The sequence below is a fragment of the Pontibacterium granulatum genome, assembly GCF_029961155.1.
GTDB classification, from domain to species: Bacteria; Pseudomonadota; Gammaproteobacteria; order Pseudomonadales; family Balneatricaceae; genus Pontibacterium; species Pontibacterium granulatum.
In genome coordinates, this window is sequence record NZ_JASBRH010000012.1 from 63,915 (window position 1) to 82,372 (window position 18,458).

The window sequence follows — 18,458 nt, forward strand, 5'->3', positions numbered from 1 at the left end:
GATGTTGTCCTCGTCCCGCACAGGTTCACTGGTCTGGTTATGGCTAAGCGCCGTCGTGGTGGCAGTGGATCTGTGGTCCAAGTTTGTCACCAGCAGCTCGCTGAAATACGGCGTGCCGGTGGAGGTGCTGCCGGTCTTTGATCTGCGCCTTTCCTATAACACCGGTGCCGCATTCAGCTTCCTGGCGGATGCGGGTGGCTTGCAGCGCTGGTTCTTTATGCTGATCGCCGTGGTGGTCAGCGTTGTGCTGCTGGTGTGGATGAAACGGACGCCGCGCTGGCAATGGTGGGTTGGGATCGCCCAGGCATTGGTGCTGGGGGGAGCATTGGGCAACCTCTACGACCGGGTCGTTCACGGCTACGTGATCGACTTTATCTCCCTGCACTACGGCGAATATTACTTTGCGGTCTTCAATCTGGCGGACGTGGCAATCTCCCTCGGCGCGGCATTGTTGATCATTGATATGCTGTTTCTGGAAGGGAAGGTCCGGGACAAAAACGAAACTGAAGGTGAAGCATGAGCGAACAGATCATTGGCCCGGGCAAAACTGTAACCCTGCACTTTGCAATCAAACTCAATGACGGTCAGGTAGTTGATTCCAACTTTGAAGGCAATCCGGCAACTTTTACCGTCGGGGATGGCAATCTGCCGGAAGGATTTGAACAGGCGCTGATGGGGCTGGCGCAGGGCGCGAAAGAGTCCCTGCGTATCATGCCTGAAAACGCATTTGGTATGCCTAATCCGAGCAACGTGCAGCGCTTCCCGCGTACCCAGTTTCAGGATATGCAGCTGGAGAAAGGTCTGGTGATCTCCTTCCAGGATCCGAACCAGGGGGAGTTGCCGGGTGTGGTGGATCGCTTTGATGAGCAGTCCGTACACATCGACTTTAACCATCCATTGGCCGGTCATGAGCTGGATTTTGAGGTGGCGATTCTGGATGTTGTCGACGCAGAGTAAGTGCCCTGCGACTCTAAACCAAAAAAAACCGGTGTATTGGCACCGGTTTTTTTATGCCTGTGAGTTGGGCGGTGAGACCAAAAAGTCGCTAAAACGGGCGTTTTGATCATACTTTTGTTTGAATGGTTTTTGATCGGACGCAGAGGATGGTGCTTTTTTGCCTGAGCCTATGGCAGTTGCGGTACCGAGCGTCTAGACTGGGACTACGAAAAAAGTACTAGTTTGAGCTTTGTGCATCCATGAAAAAGAGCGCAGGTTTTACCCTGATAGAATTGATGGTCGTGCTGTCGGTCATTGTGATTCTGACCACAGTGGTAACACCCAATTTTGGCCCCTTTGTGCAGCAGGGTCGGATGGATTCGATCCAGGGCCGACTGCTTACCAGTGTGTCGATGGCGCGTTCGGAAGCAATTCGCAGGGATGTACAGGTCACGGTGTGCGCACGCAACACCACTGAAAACATGGCCAATTACAGTTGTGGCAGCAACTGGGCAAATGGCTGGGTGGTTGTGGCCGGTACCGAAGTGGTGAGGGTGGAGGAGCCTCCCGCAGCGGTGATCACGTTAAGCGGCAGCAGTATTACTTTTGAAAGCTCTGGGTTGTTAAGTGGTGGCAGTGACGTGTGTTTCTCTGCCGATGATGGGGACAGCGACACGGATGTACGCTATCTGCAGGTGAACCAGTTCGGACGGATCCGGGCTTGGGACGGAGGTAGCGATGATACGGTGTGTGGCTCGGGGGCATGAGCGTGGTTACACGCTGATCGAGGTGCTGGTCGCCCTGTTTATTATCTCGCTGGGACTGCTGGGCATGGCCGGTTTGCAGGTGACGTCGCTCAAGCAGAACCAGAGTGCCTATATGCGCAGCCAGGCAACCATCCTCGCGTACGACATTATCGACCGCATGCGCGCCAACGTATCGGCCGTGGACAACGGTAATTATTTTGTCAGCAGTGGATCCCTGACGGCAGGATGTGAAACCACCTCCGGCTGCACCGATACGCAGATGGCGTCCCACGATATCGCACGCTGGCAGGCGCGGTTGGCGGAAGAGCTCCCGTCAGGTGGTGGTCTGATATGCCGCGATACGGATACGGACGACAGCACTGGCGGCAACATAACCACACCGGTCTGTGGCACCAATACCGATACCGACCTGCCGGTGGTGGTGTATGTATGGTGGAATGACGAGCGTGCCAGTGATGCAGTGTCGACCCGGTTGGCAGTGAGTTTTAGTTTATGACGATATGGAGATGCAGGATGCATAAGCGGCAGCAAGGCCTGTCGATGATCGAACTGATGGTGGCGTTGCTGATCGGCACCATCCTGACAGCGTCCGTGGTGCAGATGTTTGTGGGTAGTCGCAGCACCTATACGATGCAAAGTGCCCTGGCGTCGATGCAGGAGAGTGCGCGCTTCGCGATCGAATTCCTCTCCCGTGACCTGCGCAAGGCGGGTTATGTGGGCTGTTCTACCAATACATCAATGGCCAATACCCTGCGCGATACCAGCAACAGCGATGAAATCTTCGCCCAGTTTGATATGTCTGAGCCGGTTGCGCTGGAAGACAACTATGTCGCTGCCAGCGGCACCAGTATTCCCCTGCCGACCGGTGCAACCCCAACCCCGGGTACCGATATCGTCAGTGTAAAGTTTGCTGATGGCGAGGGCAGCTGCACCGTAGAGAGCCACGTGGCCGCGTCCGCAACCATCCATTGTTACGCCAACCACGATTACCAGAAAGGTCAGGTTCTGCTGATCTCCGACTGCTCCCACTCAGCGGTATTCCAGCAAAGTAACACGGTCAACACCGGCAGCCAGACCAAGCAGGTCAACCATAATACCGGGCAGGCCGTACCGGGTAACTGCACAAAAGGTCTGGGGCTTCCTGTTGACTGTGCCAGCACACAAGGAATCGCATACACGTTCCCAACCGGCGCCACGGTGCAGCTGTTCAAGAACTACACCTATTACATCGACGACAATGCGTTTGGTTCACCGGCCCTGTACCGTTCGACCATTGTGGTGGAATCAGGTGAGGCAGGTTTTGAGGCGCAGGAGCTGGTGGAAGGTGTCGAGGATCTGCAGATTACCTACGGCGTGGACACCGATGACGATGGCGATGCGGATTATTACGTTGCGGCCGATACCAACGGTGACGGTGTCGAAGATCTGGATGTGTCCGAAATCGTAGCGATCCGGGTCAGCCTGTTGATGCGCAGTATCGAAGACAATGTGGTCAGCAGCGCGCAGACGTACAGCTATAACGGGGCGTCGGTGACGGCGAGCGACCGGCGCTTACGTAAAGTCTTTACGGCCACGATCACCCTGCGGAATAGGGTGATTTAGATGCCGATGCGAAACAAACAGAAAGGGGCGGTACTGATTGTTGCCATGATCTTTATGGTGATCATGACCCTGATCGGCATGGCAGGCATCGAGGTAACCGGCCTGGAGGAGAAGATGGCGGCGCAGCTGCGTGACCGTCAGATGGCATTTGAAGCGGCGGAGGCTGCGCTGCTGGACGGCGAAGCCTATCTCGAATCGGTGGTGACCATGCCAGCGTTCAACGGTAGCAACGGGTTGTACACGCCGAAAACCGACGGCACCCAGCACTGGGAAGACTGGGCCGCGTTGGGCACCAATGTGCGTACCATGCGTTCGCAGATTGATGACAGCAGCAAGAAGGGATTTGGACAGCTCTCGTCCTACGCCACCTACATCATCGAAGAGCTGGCGGCGTCGGCACCGGATGACAGTAAAGAGGTGGGTAAGGCGATCGAGCAACGGCGTTACTACCGTATTACCGCACGTGCCGTTGGGCTGAGTTCCTCTTCAGAGGTGATACTCCAGGCCATCTATAAACGTTAAACAGCAGGAAGTGGGATCATGTTCAGGATTAGCAGGACTCAATTGGCGCATTTTGCATTGCCGCTTGCGCTCATTGTGCCGGCCACGGCGTCGGCGGAGCTGTCACAAACACCTCTGTATCTGACCACATCCGTCAAACCCAATATCTTCTTCCTGGTGGACGACTCCGGCAGTATGGATTGGGAGGTACTGCGCTCATCCGGGGCTGAAGCCATTGATGACTACGCCAGCTTTCCCAACAGCGGTAACGTAGACATTACCCCGACAATTACCGACCAGGACGAGATACTGGAGTCCTGTGTTGGTTACAACGTTCTGTTTTATGACCCGAGCAAAACCTATACGCCATGGGACGGCGTGGATGAAAATGGCAATGCCTATGCTGACCAGTCGATCACGTCCGCATTGATGGATCCCTATGATGCCAATGGATATACGACCAATTTAACCGTGGCTGATGTCAATGGGCACCTGCCGGGCTATATGACCTGGAACGATGACGGCGACGGGGTGTTTGAGATCGGTGAATGTCCGGATCCGACGCGCAGTGGTTATGATTATGCCAATCAGTTTGTGGCGACAACCACCGGATCCACCGCCAACACGTCGATGACCGCCGCGCAGCAAACCAACTTCGCCAACTGGTATAGCTATTACCGTAAGCGCGAATATGTCATGAAAGCAGCGTTGCTCAGTCTGGTGAACAACTCCTCTCAACGATTGGGGTTGGCGACGCTGCACCGTAACAACAGTGTGGGTTTCCCCGTGGCTGATGTGTCCAGTGGCACTAACCGGGCCGATCTGATGGACGAGATTTCCCAAATCGGTTCCAGTGGTGATACCCCTTTGCGCACTACCTTTGAGCATGTGGGCAAGTACTTTCAAAATGATGTAGCAACCTCATCGTCCACCGAGCTGTTTGGTTCTACCCAGGGAACGCCGATCCTGAGCGAGGCGTCAGGAGGCTCCTGTCAGCAGAACTTCTCGGTTGTGATGTCGGATGGGTACTGGAACGGCAGTGCACCCAGTGTGGGCAACGCGGACAGTGGTTCGACCTCCGATGGTGACCAACTCGATTCAGAATATGACGGCGGTGTTTACCACGATCAAAACGACAGTGTTTCCAATACCCTGGCCGATGTGGCGATGCATCTCTACGAGACCGATCTGAGTTCATTGGACAACAAGGTGCCGGGCACACCGGATGACAGCAACACACAACAGCACCTGGTGACCTATACCGTTGCCTTTGGTGTGAACGGTACGCTGAGTGCCAACCCGGATGCCAATGAGACCAGCTTTGACTGGCCAACGCCGGTCAGTGACGAGAGTACAACCATCGATGATATGCGCCATGCCGCCTGGAACGGCCGAGGCGAGTTCCTGAGTGCAAACGACCCGCAAGCGTTGCTGAGTGCTTTCAGTTCCGCGATCACCAGCATTGAATCCCGGACCTCCAGTGCGGCGACCGTTGCGACCAACTCCACCCGCCTGGATGCAAACTCGAAGATCTACCAGGCCCGCTTTAACAGCGGCGAGTGGAGTGGCCAGTTCCGTGCGTATGCCCTGAACTCGGTCACCGGTGATGTCAGCACCCTGCAGTGGGATGCGGCGGACCTGATTCCGGCGACCAGCTCACGAAATATCTATACCAGCCACAGCAATACGGGCTTCGCGTTTAATGACACCTCCTGGGACGATGGCCTGTTCAGTACGGCACAGATGAGTGCCCTGAATGCTGTGAATGGCACAACGGATAGTCGTGGACGGGACCGTATAAACTACCTGCGTGGTGACACTACCTATGAAGGTACCGATTTTCGCACTCGGGCCGGGCGGTTGGGTGATATCGTGCACTCCGACCCGATCTTCGCCTCGGATGAATCCTTTGAATACTACGGCGTAGCGCCCACCGTCAGTGTGGGGGGGGTAGCGATCGACAGTTACTACACCTATCTCACCGACGCCACCGTGGCGACGAACAAGGCCGCACGAGAGCCGATGCTGTACGTGGGGGCCAACGACGGTATGCTGCATGCGATGCGGGCGGAAGGCACCATCGGGACAACCGATGCGCCGTGTGATCCGGACATTGCCGCCTGTGAAGGGGAGGAGGTGTTTGCCTATATTCCCAAAGCGCTGTATTCCAAACTGAGCGATCTGACCGACTCTGGATACAGCCACACCTATTATGTGGATGGCTCCATCCGTGTGGCCGATGCCTATATCGACTACAACGATGATGGCGTGTCTGATACCACCCGTTGGGGGAGCGTGCTGGTGGGCCTGTTGGCGGCTGGTGGCAAGGGGGTGTATGCACTGGATATCTCGGATCCGTTTAACTTCGATGCGAAAGATGTGTTGTGGGATTTGGATGATAGTGACCTTACCGAGCTGGGCTACACCTTCGGTAACGCCTCCGTGGTGCAATTGCCGGATGGTACCTGGGCGGCGATCTTTGGCAACGGTTATGAGAGTGCCAACTACAAGGCAGGCCTGTATATCGTAAACATGGAAGACCCGACCGATGTGGTGTTTATAGATACCCAGGCGGATGGTTCCGCGTCGTCTCCTAACGGCCTGTCCTCACCGATTCCGGTGGATACCGATAATGACAAGATTGCCGATACGGTGTACGCCGGTGATCTCTACGGCAATCTGTGGAAGTTTGATCTGAGCAGCAGTAATCGAAATGGTTGGGCGGTTGCTTACAGCCAGGGAAGTACGCCTGCTCCGCTGTACCGTGCCTGCACCACGGATGATTGCAGCAGCCCTCAGGCGATTACCTCCAGGCCGGAAGTGGTGGATAGTTCGGAGGGTGGTGTGATCGTGCTCTTTGGTACCGGTAGCTATATCACCACCGATGATCCGACTTCGACCCAGATGCAGACCTTCTACGGCATTCGTGATGACGGCAGCATGGTGACAAATCGCAGTGACCTGCAGGCGCAGGATATCCTGGCCGAGTTCTACGTGGCGGCCAGTGACGCCGACTACCGTGTCACGACAGATACCGCAGTGGACTACACCGCGAAGGATGGCTGGTACCTGGATTTTGATTCCAGTGATTACCCCGGCGAACGGGTTGTTTCCAACCCGATTGTGAGGGGAGGGCGTATTATTTTTCCAACCCTGGCCCCAAAAACTTCACCCTGTGATTTCGGCGGTACCGGCTGGCTGATGGAGCTGGATGCGGAAAACGGATCCCGGTTGACGGTCTCCCCGTTTGACGTGAACAGCGATACGGCAATTAACGCGTCCGATTTTGTCTCTGTGGTGATCAGTGATGGTGTTGAGTCTGTGGAAGTTACGGTGCCTGTATCCGGTCGTAAATCCACAGTGGGGATTGTTAAAACACCGGCGGTTATCTCCACCGGTACCCAGGAACTGAAATACTTCTCCGGCTCCAGTGGCGCAGTGGAAACGGTACGTGAATCCAGTGGTGATAAGCTGGGCCGACAGTCCTGGTTGCAACTGCATTAAGTGTAAATGCCAGACGAAGTCTGGCATTTTTTTATCGTAACCGTAGCCGGCTATGGTTTTTAATAGTATCCAAACCTTGTTCGAATCACGTTTAATTTTGCGCAGGATGCGATCGGGATTAAAGTGACTGCTTTTTGCCTTTGTATAAACAGACACGGATGTGTGTTTTTTGTCAGCAGTTTTCCCTCCATAGATCTATGTCATCCTGTCGGTCGGGAAGGCTCGCCAATGCTGTTCTCTGTACGCAAAATTGTATTAAAATTGATCAGTTTCTTGTGGGGGCCTTGGGAGTATTGGGAACAAGTGTTTGAGTTATTCTCCGAGATAGGATCGCCGCCAGATATTGATAACGAAGCGACGGTAGATTATCTGCGGTTGTTTTAGGTACCCACCGGTTATACAGGCCGAGCGAAGTGTCCTCTGATTATGGACGTGAAAGCGGATATGAAAATGCTAAAGCATGGCGGCTTTACGCTGGTTGAATTAATGATCACGGTGGCAATCCTGGCGATTTTGGCGATGGTTGCTGTACCCAACTTTGGTCCGTTTGTGCAGGGCGGGCGTATGGATACGTTGCAGGATCGATTGGTGGCGAGTCTCTCGCTGGCAAGGTCGGAAGCGATCAGCAGCCGACGTTCAGTAACCCTTTGTCCCCGTAGCGATGATGTTGATAGTTGCGGTGATGACTGGGGGCTTGGTTGGTCCGTTATCCGTGACGGTACCGCAATTCATGTGGAGGAGCCGCCGGAAAGCGGCGTGAGCCTCAGTGCCGATCGGAGTATTACATTTGATACCGGTGGGCAAGTCAGTGCGGGTACAAGTTGCTTTACCGTTTCTGACGGTGATGCGACAACCGAAGATCGTTATGTGCAGGTATTGGCGACCGGTCGCTTGAGATCATGGGATAGGGACAGTGAAGAAGACGCAGTTTGTGGTAACGGCTGATAAAGGCTATACGCTGATAGAAGTGCTGGTGGCGCTGCTGGTGATCTCATTGGGGCTGCTGGGGATGGCCGCATTGCAGATTACTGCCCTGAAGCAGAATCAGAACGCCTATGTTCGTTCCCAGGCGGTCATCGCGGCAAACGACATCATGGATCGAATGCGCGCCAATAGCACCGCGGTTGCCAACGGAAACTACTTTTCCGATAACGCGGGTTATGATGGCGACAGTGCGGATACGAGCTGTGAAGGCAGTGTATGCACTGTTACAGCCATGGCCTCCTACGATCTGAATAATTGGAAATACACTCTGCAGCAGGAGATGCCCTCCGGTGGTGGCTGTATTACCCGGATCAAGGAGGACCGGATTGGTTTTCAGGTGGAGGAAACCAGTGATCTGGAGGCGCTGTGTACCGAAGGCAACGACACCGATCTGCCGGTTGTTATCTACGTCTGGTGGAACGATGCCCGCTTTCAGAATGAGGTTCAGTCAGTCGAAACGGATGCTGATTGGCAGGTGATCACGTTGAGTGCCGATATATGATTCGCAGGATGCAAAGACAGCGCGGCCTGTCGCTGATCGAACTGATGGTCGCCCTGGTCATCGGATTGTTATTGACTGCCGCAATCGTACAGATGTTTGTGGGAAGTCGCGTTACCTACACGATGCAGAGTGAGCTGGCTAAGCTGCAGGAGAATGCTCGGTTTGCCATCGACTTTATTAGTAAAGACCTGCGTATGGCAGGTTATACCGGCTGCAAGCGTTTCTCATCCGTCACCAATGTATTGGACAGCTCAAATGTATCGCCTTATAGCGGCGATGAGTGGAATGCATCCATTGCCTTTACGGACGGTGGTGATGCTGAAAGCAGCTCCGAACTCCCGCCATCGGATCAAATCAACGTAAAGTACCTGGACCCGGATACGACCTGCTCGGTTGACGAATCCAGAAATGAGGCAGAGTACTTTTTTTGCGATGCAAACCACACCTTCACCCAGGGTGAGATCCTGGTCGTCTCTGATTGCAGCCATATGGCTATCTTTCAGATGACCAACACCAATAACAATCTGAACATTGATCGCATTACCCATAATACGGGCGGTTCCACCGTGCCCGGAAACTGCACCAAAGGCTTGGCCCCGGATTCGGATTGCACCTCTACCAACGGGGTTGAGTATACAGATTGGGGAGACAATACCGTTATCCAGCGCTTTCTTGCATACACCTATCTCGTGAAGGATAACGATTTTGATCAGCCTGCCTTGTATCGGTCCTCTCTTGCGACCAGTTCGGATTCAATTGGTATGTCTGATCAGGAGTTGGTGGAGGGGGTCGAAAATATGCAGATGCTGCTGGGCTTTGATACGGATGAAGATGGCAGTGCCGACTGTTATAGCAATGCGGCACTCAGCTGCGGGTCTTCTATCGATGAGGTCGTCGCGATCAGGGTGAGTTTGTTGATGCGCAGTATCGAAGACAACATTACGCCTGACGCGCAATCTTATGTTTTTAATGGCAATACCTTCACCGCCACCGATGGACGGCTGCGTAAGGTGTTTACTGCAACCATCACGTTCAGGAATCTTGTGTTATGACTTTTCTGAGGTGGAAACAGCAGGGAGGGGTATTGATCGTCGCAATGGTGATGCTGCTGATAATGAGCATAATCGGACTGGCGGGTATTGAAGTCACAGGTCTTGAAGAGAAGATGGTCTTTAATATGCGCGACCGACAAAGTGCTTTTGAGGCGGCTGAAGCAGCGTTAAAAGATGGTGAAACATACTTAAGTACGACGGATACATTGCCCACCTTTAATGGTACGAACGGTTTATACACACCTAAAAGTGACGGCACCAACCATTGGGATGACTGGGACGCTTTAGGTAGCAGTGTACGTACCATGCGTTCGCAAGTGAGTGATGCCAATAAAAAAGGGTTTTCACAGCTTGCCGAGTACGCTACCTACATTATCGAAGAACTGGATTCCGATACAGATAGCTCGGATTCTGATTCAATTGAGGCAGGTAAGGTCGTTGAAGAAAGAAGCTACTACCGGATTACCGCACGTGGGGTAGGTATTACGGGTTCCAGTGAAGTTATTTTGCAAACCGTATATAAACAATAATGAATGGGGCTGAGAGTAAAGAGGCATGAAAAGGATTTATGCAAGTCACCTGGGGCAACTTTTACTTCCTCTTGCGCTGAGCTCCCCTGCTACGCTATATGCCGATGTTGCGCAAAGTCCGTTATATCTGACGACTTCGGTAAAGCCGAATATTCTTTTCCTTATCGACGACTCTACGAGTATGAAATGGGAGGTGGTGAAATCCACCGCCGCCGGAAATATATCGGACTACGACGGTTTTATCGGCGAGGGCGGGGTGCATGAAGATCCGGACCCTGATGACAGAGAACGTATTCTGGAAACCTGTGTCGGGTATAACACTCTCTACTATGATCCCTCCAAAACCTATGAGCCGTGGAACGGTTTTGATGAAAACGGAGATCCGTTCACGGATCAGTCGATAACCTCGGCGTTGGATGATCCGTACGATGCGAATGGCGACCGGGTAGATCTCTCAGATACATCGGGTGATGCGTACGGCTATATGCCGTGGAGCGATGACGGTGACGGCGTTTTCGAGATTGGAGAGTGTCCGGATCCAGATCGGTCCGGCTACGATTACAACAACCAGTTTGTCGCTACTGCCGCAGGGGCGGGACCGGTGAATGTGATGAGTACCGATCAGCAAACAAATTTTGCCAACTGGTACACATATTACCGCAGCCGTGACCACGTGATGAAGGCGGCGCTTCTGCAAATAGCCAATGAGTCCGACCTGCGTCTGGGTTTGGCAACCCTGCACACGAATAACGACGTCAGCTTTCCTGTTGTGGATATGGAGGAAGGCAGTAATAAGTCGGATCTTATGGAGCAGATCACGCAGATACTGCCTGACGGCGGTACGCCACTGCGTTCCAAACTGGAGCAGGCGGGCGAGTACTTCAAAGGCACCACGTCATCCGCCCTGTTTGGGAGTACTCAGAGTTCACCTATTCTGGATGAGGATGCTGGCGGTGCCTGCCAGCAAAACTTCGTGGTCCTGATGTCTGACGGGTACTGGAAAGGTGATGATCCAAGTGTAGGTAATGCCGATAGCGGCTCCAGTGGGGACGGTGACCAGAACGATACCGAATTTGATGGTGGCTCCTATGCGGACGATCACGCCAACACGCTGGCCGACGTGGCGATGCACTACTATGAAACGGATCTCAGCGGCCTGGATGATCGGGTACCCACCTCGTGGAACGACAGCAATACCCAGCAGCATCTGGTGACCTATACCGTCGCATTTGGTGTAGACGGTACCTTGAGTGCAGGACCCGATAGCGGGGATACCAGCTTTGACTGGCCAGAGCCTGAAGCAAAAACAGACACCACAATCGATGATATGCGCCATGCCGCCTGGAACGGGCGGGGGGAATTTCTTGATGCCAATGCCCCCCAGGCGTTAGTGGATGCGTTTTCCGACGCTCTCTCCAGTATCGGTACCCGAACGTCCAGTGCCGCCGCTTTGGCGACAAACTCCACCCGTCTGAATAGTGATTCAAAACTCTACCAGGCGCGTTTTGATAGCGGAGAATGGGTGGGGCAGCTACTGGCCTATTCGTTGGACTCTGCCACCGGCAGTGTTGATACCCTTCTGTGGGATGCGGCAGACCTGTTGCCGCCTGCAGGCAGCAGAAACATCTACACCTACAATGGTGGCGGTATCTCATTCGATACAACCTCATGGGATGGCGGATTGTTCAGCTCCAGCCAGATGGCGGCGTTGAACGCGGTTGACGGTACAGCGGACAACCGTGGGCGGGATCGTGTGGACTATCTGCGCGGCGACTCGAGCTATGAGGGAAGCGATTTTCGAAGCCGTGTCAGTAGGCTGGGGGATATCGTCAATTCAGATCCCGTATATACGGAAAATGAACGTTTCAATTACTACGGCTTAGCGCCCGATACCGCTGTCGGGGGCGTAGACACAGACAGTTATTACCTCTACCTGACCGATGATAGTGTGGCAACCAACAAAGCCTCGCGGGATGCGATGATCTATGTCGGCGCCAATGACGGAATGCTGCATGGTTTTAGTGCCGAGGGGGAGATCGGAGAAAGTACCGACGCCCCTTGTGATGCTGCAACGGAGACCTGTGAAGGGGAAGAGGTGTTTGCCTACATCCCGAAGGCTCTCTATTCCTCACTCAGTGATTTAACGGATATTGAATACAGCCATAAATACTTTGTAGATGGCTCTATTCGTGTTGCCGATGCATATATTGATTTTAATGATGAGGGGGTATCCTCCGGCGAGCGCTGGGGGAGCGTATTGATTGGTATGCTGGGTGGGGGCGGTGCCGGTGTCTATGCACTGGATGTTTCTGATCCTCTAAACTTTGATGCATCCGATGTGTTGTGGGACCTGGACAGTACCGATCTGTCTGAACTGGGGTATACATTCGGCAGCGCTTCTGTTGTTAAATTGCCGGATGGTACCTGGGCCGCGATTTTTGGTAACGGGTACGAGAGCGCAAATCATAAGGCCGGGTTGTACATCGTTAATTTGGAAGACCCGACAGACGTTGTATTTATTGATACCGAAGCCGATGGATCGTCTTCCAGCCCGAACGGGCTGTCTTCGCCGCTTCCTGTTGATTCGGACGGCGATGAGATCGCTGATGCGGTATATGCCGGAGATCTCTACGGGAACTTGTGGAAATTTGACCTGAGCAGCAGCAATCGAAACGCTTGGGATGTGGCCTTCAAACAGGGCAGCACGCCAGAACCTCTTTTCAGGGCCTGTGAAAATGATGACTGCAATAATCCACAACCTATTACTGCGCGCCCTGAAGTGACAAAACACTCTTCCGGCGGCGTGATGGTTTTCTTTGGTACAGGCAGGTATCTCTATGAGAGTGATACTTCCTCTACGCAAGAGCAGACTTTCTATGGCATCCGGGATTGGGGCAGTCAGGTGTCGGGGCGATCCAGCTTGCAGGCACAAGACATTCTCGTAGAGGCGTATTCTGATGCTGGCGAAACGGATTATCGGGTGACCAGTAACACGACCGTAGACTATACCGCTAAAAGCGGCTGGTATCTCGACTTTGATTCTTCGGACTTCGTGGGAGAGCGTGTGGTATCAGATGCGCTGTCCAGAAACGGGCGGATTGCATTTGTGACATTGTCCCCTTCCGCTTCGCCCTGTGATTTTGGCGGGACCAGTTGGTTCATGGAGCTGGATGCGGAAAACGGTTCGCGACTGGGTTACTCGCCTTTTGATGTTAACGGCGATGGTGTTGCGGATAACAGTGACTACCTGACGGTGACACTGCCTGATGAACCAACCTCTGCGGGTGTTACTGTTGCGGTATCGGGTCGTAAGTCGACAGTTGGTGCAGTGAAAACACCGACGGTTGTTTCAACAAATGAAAAAACCGTTAACCTCTTTAGTGGTGATAGCACGAACATCGAAGGGTTTAACGGGCCAAATAGCGATGATAGTGGGCGACAGTCTTGGGCTCAGTTACAGTGATGTTTATACAGCTTCCGATTGCCCATCATTCAGTATTGGGGTCTGAAAATAGCTGTTGGCACGCTGAGCAATTGGAAAGACAGTCACGACAATATTTACTCGGACGAGTTGGAGAGTGTGTGTGAAAAACAGGGGTTTCAGTTTAATCGAGTTGATGATCACGGTGGCCATCCTCGGCATTATCGCCGCAGTGGCTTATCCCTCGTATGTCGATTATGTGCAGGACGCTCGGAGAGCCGACGGACAGGGGGCGATGCTGGAGGCGGCGCAGTGGATGGAGCGTCAGTTCACCGTGGATGGCACGTATCTCGATGGTGATGGCAACAGTCGTGATGTTTCTGCGTATAACACGGATTTTTATAACATTACGGTGTCAGCTTCGACCGCTTCTACGTTCACCGTTCAGGGAGCACCGACAGGGGCACAGGCGAGTGACGATTGTGGCACCTTGTCGATCACCAATATAGGTGTTAAATCGGCAACCGACGGTGATGGTAATGCCGTTGCGGATTGCTGGGACTGAATAAGCCGTCATAACGCCCGGCTTCAGGAAGAAGCAAGGCGTTATGGCTGATCAGCCTGGCAGATGAGCGTGCAGGGGGCAGGCTCTTTAAACACTACAATGGACTGTAGGAACATAGCATGCACAAGGACGTATGCCGCCCGGCAGGGCGCGGTGTGGCCAGCGTTTGGGGATTTTCCCTGATCGAACTGCTGGTTACCCTCTCTATTCTTATCATTCTTTTATCCGTTGCCGTACCCGGCTTTTCCGGGCTGGTTGTGGATGCACGGGTCTCCGAAACACAAAACCGGTTACGTGCTGCACTGGCATTGGCACGCAGTGAGGCGGTCCGACAGAACCAACGCATCACGCTGTGTGCGAGTCGGGACGCAACGAGCTGTGTTGGTGGTGCACGTACAGGCGGCTCAGTCTGGTCGCAGGCACTGTTATTTGAAGATGCGGATGGCAATCGCCTTTATGATCCGGATATTGATTCACTTATCAAACTGGTCAATCTGGGAGAGGGCGGAAAGGTTGTATGGAACCGGGGTGATTCCACTGTGTATGAAGGCGATGGCAGTTTGCTGGGGGGATCAAATGGTTCGTTTTATGTATTTGATGATGCGGATAAAAGCCTTGGTGTGAAACTGGTATTGCAGATGACCGGGCGAGTACGACAGGTTGAGTTCTCGGAGAGTGATGTCGCCAAGTTGGACCAGTACCTGGGTCAGTAAAGCGTGAATTGGCTCTTGAGGGCCACCGGCATGTGTCATACCCTCGGTGGTCTGCTTTAGATATTGTTAGAAAAAACAGGAGGATGCATGTCTGACTATCTGATCGTCGGTGGCGGCGTAATCGGAATGATGATGGCGCGCGAGCTGGCAATCGCCGGTGCAGATGTAACGCTGGTGGATCGTCTTGGCTGTGCCGAGGAATCCTCCTGGGCGGGAGGCGGTATCGTATCGCCATTGTACCCTTGGCGCTATAAAGATCCCGTAACGGCGTTGGCAACCTGGTCGCAGAGCAGTTACGTGCTGCTGGCACAGGAGCTGATTGAAGAGACCGGTTGTGATCCCGAGCTGCGCCAGAAGGGGATGTTTATGGTGTCGGTTGAAGACGCCGACGATGCCCGTGCCTGGGCGGCGAAACATCACCGTCCGCTGACCACGGTTGATGCGGATTTCCTCTATCAGAAAGAGCCACACCTTAAGGAAGGTTTTGGCGAAGCACTGTGGATGCCGGAGGTGGGCAGTATCCGTAACCCACGTTTGGGTCGCGCTCTGCGCGAGAGTCTGATGGTGCGTGACAACGTCACCGTGCTGGAGCATCAGCCGCTGGAACGGCTGATCATCGAAGGTGAGCAGGTTAAAGGGATTGTCACCAACAAAGGTGAGTTACGTGCTGACAAGACCATCCTTGCGGCCGGTTCCTGGAGTGGCGAGCTGCTTAAGCCGCTGGGTCTGAATGTACCGGTGGCGCCGGTGCGTGGTCAGATGATGCTCTTCAAGGCCAAGCCGGGTTTGGTGAATCGCGTGGTGCTGATGGACGGTCGTTATGTGATTCCGCGTAACGATGGTCGGGTATTGGTTGGTAGTACCCTGGAGTACACCGGCTTTGTGAAAGAGACCTCTCAGGAGGCGCGTGATTCGCTTTTTGAAACCGCGATCAACATCGTGCCTGAGCTGGCGGAATACCCGGTCGAGCACCACTGGGCGGGTTTGCGTCCGGGCTCACCGGAAGGTATCCCGTACATCGGTGAAGTGCCAGGGTACGAGAACCTCTACCTGAACGCCGGTCATTTCCGTAACGGACTGGTTCTGGCACCGGCGTCCACCCGGCTGCTGACCGATCAGCTGCTGGGTCGCAAGCCGATCATCGATCCGCTTCCCTACGTGCTGGATGGCCGTGTTGAACCGCTGTAACGGATCTCAGGCATAAAAAAGCCCGGCTTGTACCGGGCTTTTTTATGCGGGTTTGGCAGAATCACTTCTCAGTTTCTGCTTCCTCTTCGCCGTCGTCTCCGAGCAGACCAAAGCTCAGACGGTTCAGCCAGGAGCGCTCTCTCTGTACTTCGTCGTCAGACAGGGTGTTTACCTGTGGGGGCTCAACTTCCGGTGTGCCACGGAACAGGTCAAAGGTAGCAGCATCCAGCAGAGTCTTCTCAGGCTGTTTTACCGGTCGGTATTGATAGGTCGGGTAGTTGGCTTTAAGTACCGCCATCGCATCGTTAGCCAGTGCCGGTTCATTCAGCAGGGTGTAGGCTTCAACCATCGCCGCCAGAGCAGCCGGAACTGCCGGGGTTTCCTGCAGGTTTTCAATCACGTAACGACCACGGTTGGCGGCCGCCAGGTAGGCGCCACGCTGAATGTAGTAGTGAGCCACGTGTACTTCGTAGGTGGCCAGGCGGTTTTTCAGATGAATCATACGCTTACGGGCATCCGGCGCGTATTCACTGTTCGGGTACAGACGCAGCAGGGTACGGAAGCTTTCGAAGCCGTCCAGTGCGGCACCCGGATCACGCTTGCTCTCGTCGATTGGCAGATACTTCATGAAGAAGGCACGGTCCTGCTCAAACGCGGTCAGGCCCTTCAGGTAGTAGGCGTAGTCGATGTTATCGTGGTTCGGGTGCAGACGGATAAAGCGGTCGGCAGAGGCACGCGCTGCTTCCGGCTCATGGTTCTTGAAGTATGCGTAGGTCAGTTCCAACTGAGCCTGTTCTGAGTAACGACCAAACGGGTAACGGGCTTCCAGCAACTGCAGCTTCTCAATCGCAATCGCAAAGTTATCCAGCTCAAGCGCTTCCAGAGCCTCTTCATAAATCTCCTGCTCAGGTTTGTCAGTCAGTTCCTTCTCATCGTTGGAGGAACAAGCGGTAACCAGAACACAGAGGGCTGCGACTGCAAAAAACTTGGTGATACGCATCCTGTTGAATCTCGATGTAGTCCTAAGCCGTAACCAGTTATACTGGGCGGATATGATTGAAATACGCGGCGGTTTTGCATCTTCAGGCTTTTTGAAGCCGAGTGTTTCGCCTGCGATTGAATAACAGCCTATTTAAACACAACCCCTATCTAAGCCAAAGCCTGACAGGCATTTAAAGGTGATTTCCCTTATAGATAGGCGGCACAACAGATTAAGGTTCCGATGTCAGAACAGATTAACTTGCACGCACAGGTCTCCGATGAGCTGGTTGGAAAGCGTTTGGATCAGGCCGTCGCGCAATTGTTCCCGGATTATTCCCGCTCCCGTCTGCAAAACTGGATCAAAGACGGCTCCATCACCGTCGATGGCGAAGTAAAGCGTCCCCGCGACAAACTGATGGGGGGCGAAAGCGTTGAGCTGTCGGCACAGCTGGAAGTGATCGAGGAGCACGCAGCGCAGGATATTCCGCTGAATATCGTTTACGAAGATGACGATATCCTGGTGATCAATAAACCGGCAGGGCTGGTGGTTCACCCGGCGGCGGGCCATGCCGATGGCACGTTGTTGAATGCTCTGCTGCACCACTGCCCGGAGATCAACCAGGTGCCGCGTGCGGGTATCGTGCACCGTCTGGACATGGACACCACTGGCCTGATGGTGGTGGCAAAAACCATCCAGGCGCAGACCGATCTGGTGGATCAGTTGCAGGAACGCACCATGGGACGTGAGTATGAAGCGGTGGTAAACCGGGTCATGACCGGTGGTGGCACCGTGGATGAGCCGATGGGACGTCACTCCAAAAATCGTCAGAAGATGGCGGTGGTTGGCTTGGGCAAAGAGGCTGTGACCCACTACCGGGTACTGGAGAAATTCCGTGCCCACACTCATGTTCGTTTGAAACTGGAAACCGGACGTACCCACCAGATTCGTGTGCATATGTCCTACATCAACTACCCGCTGATCGGCGACCAACTGTACGGTGGCCGTTTCCGTCTGCCAAAGGGGATCAGCGATGAGGTACAGGCGTTGCTGCGTGGCTTTAAGCGCCAGGCGCTGCACGCCAAAAAGCTGGAACTGTGGCACCCACGTACCGGTGAACTGATGTCCTGGGAAGTGGATCTGCCTGAAGATATGCAGACGCTGATTGACGCCCTGAAGAAGGACGCCGTAAACAGCGACGTCGATCTTTAACT

At 53.9% G+C, this 18,458-nt stretch carries 17 protein-coding genes; 16 read left to right on the forward strand and 1 reads right to left on the reverse strand.

Translation table 11 applies throughout. From position 1 onward, the window contains the following. Window position 1: 1 nt before the first annotated feature. The 15 genes from lspA to thiO all read left to right on the forward strand — a co-directional run bounded on the left by lspA (window position 2) and on the right by thiO (window position 16,265). Complete coding sequence (lspA, locus tag QKW35_RS12700) at window positions 2-520, forward strand: signal peptidase II (RefSeq protein ID WP_282353601.1); 519 nt, start codon at window positions 2-4, stop codon at window positions 518-520. Continuing rightward, window positions 517-957, forward strand: a complete 441-nt coding sequence (locus QKW35_RS12705; RefSeq protein ID WP_282353602.1) for an FKBP-type peptidyl-prolyl cis-trans isomerase — start codon at window positions 517-519, stop codon at window positions 955-957. Before lspA ends, QKW35_RS12705 begins: the two co-directional genes overlap by 4 nt. Window positions 958-1,196: 239 nt before the next feature. Next, window positions 1,197-1,703: a GspH/FimT family pseudopilin gene (locus tag QKW35_RS12710; protein WP_282353605.1), complete on the forward strand. Its 507-nt coding sequence runs from the start codon at window positions 1,197-1,199 to the stop codon at window positions 1,701-1,703. After that, the gene (gene pilV / locus QKW35_RS12715; RefSeq protein WP_282353607.1) at window positions 1,675-2,199 is read left to right on the forward strand and encodes a type IV pilus modification protein PilV; all 525 of its coding nucleotides are present in this window, start codon (window positions 1,675-1,677) and stop codon (window positions 2,197-2,199) included. Before QKW35_RS12710 ends, pilV (QKW35_RS12715) begins: the two co-directional genes overlap by 29 nt. Before the next feature lie 17 nt (window positions 2,200-2,216). Further along, on the forward strand, window positions 2,217-3,305 hold the full coding sequence (locus QKW35_RS12720) for a PilW family protein (protein ID WP_282353608.1): 1,089 nt from the start codon (window positions 2,217-2,219) through the stop codon (window positions 3,303-3,305). Then, window positions 3,306-3,827 carry a pilus assembly PilX family protein gene (locus QKW35_RS12725; RefSeq protein WP_282353610.1) on the forward strand — a complete coding sequence of 174 codons (522 nt, stop codon included), beginning with the start codon at window positions 3,306-3,308 and terminating at the stop codon, window positions 3,825-3,827. A gap of 18 nt (window positions 3,828-3,845) precedes the next feature. Then, complete coding sequence (locus tag QKW35_RS12730) at window positions 3,846-7,310, forward strand: pilus assembly protein (RefSeq protein ID WP_282353612.1); 3,465 nt, start codon at window positions 3,846-3,848, stop codon at window positions 7,308-7,310. 444 nt (window positions 7,311-7,754) lie between these two features. Then, window positions 7,755-8,255 (forward strand): GspH/FimT family pseudopilin, encoded by a 501-nt coding sequence (locus QKW35_RS12735; RefSeq protein ID WP_282353613.1) that lies wholly within the window; start codon window positions 7,755-7,757, stop codon window positions 8,253-8,255. After that, complete coding sequence (pilV, locus tag QKW35_RS12740) at window positions 8,224-8,796, forward strand: type IV pilus modification protein PilV (RefSeq protein ID WP_282353618.1); 573 nt, start codon at window positions 8,224-8,226, stop codon at window positions 8,794-8,796. Before QKW35_RS12735 ends, pilV (QKW35_RS12740) begins: the two co-directional genes overlap by 32 nt. A gap of 8 nt (window positions 8,797-8,804) precedes the next feature. Next, on the forward strand, window positions 8,805-9,848 hold the full coding sequence (locus tag QKW35_RS12745) for a PilW family protein (RefSeq protein ID WP_282353621.1): 1,044 nt from the start codon (window positions 8,805-8,807) through the stop codon (window positions 9,846-9,848). Then, entirely contained in the window at window positions 9,845-10,378 is a 534-nt protein-coding gene (locus QKW35_RS12750; RefSeq protein ID WP_282353624.1) for a pilus assembly PilX family protein, read from the forward strand. Before QKW35_RS12745 ends, QKW35_RS12750 begins: the two co-directional genes overlap by 4 nt. Window positions 10,379-10,559: 181 nt before the next feature. Further along, window positions 10,560-13,841, forward strand: coding sequence for a pilus assembly protein (locus QKW35_RS12755; protein WP_282353626.1), 3,282 nt, complete (start codon window positions 10,560-10,562; stop codon window positions 13,839-13,841). Between the two features lie 121 nt (window positions 13,842-13,962). Beyond that, window positions 13,963-14,364, forward strand: coding sequence for a type IV pilin protein (locus QKW35_RS12760; protein ID WP_282353628.1), 402 nt, complete (start codon window positions 13,963-13,965; stop codon window positions 14,362-14,364). A gap of 119 nt (window positions 14,365-14,483) precedes the next feature. Beyond that, window positions 14,484-15,077 carry a GspH/FimT family pseudopilin gene (locus QKW35_RS12765; RefSeq protein ID WP_282353629.1) on the forward strand — a complete coding sequence of 198 codons (594 nt, stop codon included), beginning with the start codon at window positions 14,484-14,486 and terminating at the stop codon, window positions 15,075-15,077. A gap of 87 nt (window positions 15,078-15,164) precedes the next feature. After that, complete coding sequence (thiO, locus tag QKW35_RS12770) at window positions 15,165-16,265, forward strand: glycine oxidase ThiO (RefSeq protein WP_282353630.1); 1,101 nt, start codon at window positions 15,165-15,167, stop codon at window positions 16,263-16,265. Window positions 16,266-16,326: 61 nt separating this feature from the next. On the opposite strand, the gene QKW35_RS12775 is transcribed toward thiO, so the two are convergent. After that, window positions 16,327-17,265 (reverse strand): outer membrane protein assembly factor BamD, encoded by a 939-nt coding sequence (locus QKW35_RS12775; RefSeq protein ID WP_282353631.1) that lies wholly within the window; start codon window positions 17,263-17,265, stop codon window positions 16,327-16,329. A gap of 222 nt (window positions 17,266-17,487) precedes the next feature. Between QKW35_RS12775 and rluD the strand changes: the two genes are divergently transcribed. Then, complete coding sequence (rluD, locus tag QKW35_RS12780) at window positions 17,488-18,456, forward strand: 23S rRNA pseudouridine(1911/1915/1917) synthase RluD (RefSeq protein WP_282353634.1); 969 nt, start codon at window positions 17,488-17,490, stop codon at window positions 18,454-18,456. The last annotated feature ends 2 nt before the right edge of the window (window positions 18,457-18,458 follow it).

Excerpts from the sequence above, each read along its gene's own strand:
- lspA (WP_282353601.1), top strand. The coding sequence starts at position 2 with ATGTTGTCCTCGTCCCGCACAGGTTCACTGGTCTGGTTATGGCTAAGC.
- QKW35_RS12705 (WP_282353602.1), top strand. The coding sequence starts at position 517 with ATGAGCGAACAGATCATTGGCCCGGGCAAAACTGTAACCCTGCACTTT.
- QKW35_RS12710 (WP_282353605.1), top strand. The coding sequence starts at position 1,197 with ATGAAAAAGAGCGCAGGTTTTACCCTGATAGAATTGATGGTCGTGCTG.
- pilV (WP_282353607.1), top strand. The coding sequence starts at position 1,675 with ATGATACGGTGTGTGGCTCGGGGGCATGAGCGTGGTTACACGCTGATC.
- QKW35_RS12720 (WP_282353608.1), top strand. The coding sequence starts at position 2,217 with ATGCATAAGCGGCAGCAAGGCCTGTCGATGATCGAACTGATGGTGGCG.
- QKW35_RS12725 (WP_282353610.1), top strand. The coding sequence starts at position 3,306 with ATGCCGATGCGAAACAAACAGAAAGGGGCGGTACTGATTGTTGCCATG.
- QKW35_RS12730 (WP_282353612.1), top strand. The coding sequence starts at position 3,846 with ATGTTCAGGATTAGCAGGACTCAATTGGCGCATTTTGCATTGCCGCTT.
- QKW35_RS12735 (WP_282353613.1), top strand. The coding sequence starts at position 7,755 with ATGAAAATGCTAAAGCATGGCGGCTTTACGCTGGTTGAATTAATGATC.
- QKW35_RS12745 (WP_282353621.1), top strand. The coding sequence starts at position 8,805 with ATGCAAAGACAGCGCGGCCTGTCGCTGATCGAACTGATGGTCGCCCTG.
- QKW35_RS12750 (WP_282353624.1), top strand. The coding sequence starts at position 9,845 with ATGACTTTTCTGAGGTGGAAACAGCAGGGAGGGGTATTGATCGTCGCA.
- QKW35_RS12755 (WP_282353626.1), top strand. The coding sequence starts at position 10,560 with ATGAAATGGGAGGTGGTGAAATCCACCGCCGCCGGAAATATATCGGAC.
- QKW35_RS12765 (WP_282353629.1), top strand. The coding sequence starts at position 14,484 with ATGCACAAGGACGTATGCCGCCCGGCAGGGCGCGGTGTGGCCAGCGTT.
- thiO (WP_282353630.1), top strand. The coding sequence starts at position 15,165 with ATGTCTGACTATCTGATCGTCGGTGGCGGCGTAATCGGAATGATGATG.
- QKW35_RS12775 (WP_282353631.1), bottom strand. The coding sequence starts at position 17,265 with ATGCGTATCACCAAGTTTTTTGCAGTCGCAGCCCTCTGTGTTCTGGTT.
- rluD (WP_282353634.1), top strand. The coding sequence starts at position 17,488 with ATGTCAGAACAGATTAACTTGCACGCACAGGTCTCCGATGAGCTGGTT.